General features: G+C 44.3%; 1 protein-coding gene. It reads right to left on the reverse strand.

The genetic code is table 11. The features are described 5' to 3' along the window. Nucleotides 1-240: helix-turn-helix domain-containing protein (locus ACVCAM_RS26525; protein ID WP_447093755.1), on the reverse strand; the 240-nt coding region annotated here is incomplete at its 3' end. Nucleotides 241-357: the final 117 nt, after the last annotated feature.

Here is a 357-nt window from a genome sequence, read left to right on the forward strand (position 1 = left end):
AGAAAGCTTGCTTTGACTTCCGCCATTTTCAGGCTTAAGTTTTTCAGAAAGAACGTAGTCGCTAAGGTGACGTGCAACGGTGGATTCATGAATCCGAAGAGCTTGTGAAATCATGGTCTGACTCCAGCCTTCAGAAGCCAGCAAAACAGCCTTAATACGGTCGCAAACTCGACTATCACGTTCAATATCGTGCATTTGTTCGAGTTGCAGTTTCTGTTGAGGAGTCAGTGTAATTTTCATGGTTCGTAGCGTGAACCTGATTCTAAAAAAAATCAAGCATCTGAATCGCCACGGGTATAATAGAATCTTCGGCTGACCGGGAGCCGCAATATTTAAGGCGTCAGGTAACGAACCTAA

Source organism: Enterobacter sp. CFEC122 (assembly GCF_052983755.1).